This window comes from Mesorhizobium sp. M1A.F.Ca.IN.020.06.1.1 (assembly GCF_004023265.1).
Lineage (GTDB): Bacteria > Pseudomonadota > Alphaproteobacteria > Rhizobiales > Rhizobiaceae > Mesorhizobium.
Map to the genome: position 1 here is coordinate 1 of NZ_RZSR01001381.1, position 1,100 is coordinate 1,100.

A 1,100-nucleotide genomic window follows, 5' to 3' on the forward strand; every position below is an offset into this window, starting at 1 on the left:
CAACTATGCCGCGACCAAGGGGCCGCCGAGGTCACGATTGTTGGCGACCTGGCTGAAATCGACCTGCGGGATGGGTTTTCCTGGTTCGACGCCGCTATCGTCGACCTGATGCTCGGCGGCACCTCGACACTCGACTTCGCCGAGCGGCTGCGCAGCGCAGGCATTCCATTCGTCTTCGCGTCCGGCTACTCCGACGCCGAGGATCTCGAAGGCTCTTTTCCCGAGATTAAGCTGGTCACCAAGCCCTACTCGGGAGACGATCTGATCCAGGCCCTGGCGCTCGCCTGCAGGCGCGCGAAAGCGGCGTGACGACGTAGCGTCGAAGAGCCGGAGGTCGGTGTCAGGCGGCGTTTGATCCTGTCACCTGCGCCGAGATCGCGTCGGGGCCGTATTCGTCCTCGCCCGAAATCTTCAGGATGTCCTGCAGCCGGGCGCGCGCGCGGCTGACCCGGCTCTTGATCGTGCCCACCGCGCAGCCGCAGATTTCCGCCGCCTCTTCGTAGGAAAAGCCGGACGCGCCGATCAGGATAATGGCTTCGCGCTGATCCTCCGGCAGCTGCTCCAGCGCGCCGCGGAAATCCTTGAGGTCGAGCTGGCCATGCTGGGCCGGGTGGACGGCGAGCCTGGCGGTCATGATGCCGTCGCTGTCCTGCACCTCGCGGCCGCGCTTGCGCATCTGCGAATAGAATTCATTGCGCAGGATGGTGAACAGCCAGGCCTTGAGGTTGGTGCCCGGCTGGAAACTCTCATGTTTGTCCCACGCCTTGACCAGGGTTTCCTGGACGAGGTCGTCCGCCTTGTCGGCATTCTGCGTCAGCGACACCGCAAAGGCGCGCAGGCTTGGGATCGCGCCGAGCAGCTCGGTCTTGAAGCTCTGGGAGACCGCCGCCATGTCTCAGTCCTTTTTCTCGGCGGGTTCGGCCTTTTCCAGCTGGCTGAGCAACTGAGCGAATCGATCCGGCACCTGATCGGAGACCAGCTCGTCGTAATATTGCTTGAGTTTGCGGGCGATTTCGGAGTTCGGTCCGAGCGGACTGCTACCCCCGTTCCGGTGCCTGCTCGGGGCGCCAGTTATTGAATTCTTTGACATTTCTTTCATG

General features: G+C 63.1%; 3 protein-coding genes. 1 reads left to right on the forward strand and 2 read right to left on the reverse strand.

The annotated features are described in order from the left end of the window. On the forward strand, positions 1-309 hold a 309-nt coding region (locus EOA60_RS34185; RefSeq protein ID WP_164899822.1), incomplete at its 5' end, for a response regulator. 31 nt (positions 310-340) lie between these two features. Here EOA60_RS34185 and EOA60_RS34190 read toward each other — a convergent pair. Continuing rightward, a complete protein-coding gene (locus EOA60_RS34190) occupies positions 341-892 on the reverse strand; it encodes an RNA polymerase sigma factor (protein WP_040973662.1) in 552 nt (183 codons plus the stop codon). A gap of 3 nt (positions 893-895) precedes the next feature. Continuing rightward, positions 896-1,099 carry a NepR family anti-sigma factor gene (locus EOA60_RS34195; RefSeq protein WP_067002232.1) on the reverse strand — a complete coding sequence of 68 codons (204 nt, stop codon included), beginning with the start codon at positions 1,097-1,099 and terminating at the stop codon, positions 896-898. Between the last annotated feature and the right edge of the window lies 1 nt (position 1,100).

Excerpts from the sequence above, each read along its gene's own strand:
- EOA60_RS34195 (WP_067002232.1), bottom strand. The coding sequence starts at position 1,099 with ATGAAAGAAATGTCAAAGAATTCAATAACTGGCGCCCCGAGCAGGCAC.
- EOA60_RS34190 (WP_040973662.1), bottom strand. The coding sequence starts at position 892 with ATGGCGGCGGTCTCCCAGAGCTTCAAGACCGAGCTGCTCGGCGCGATC.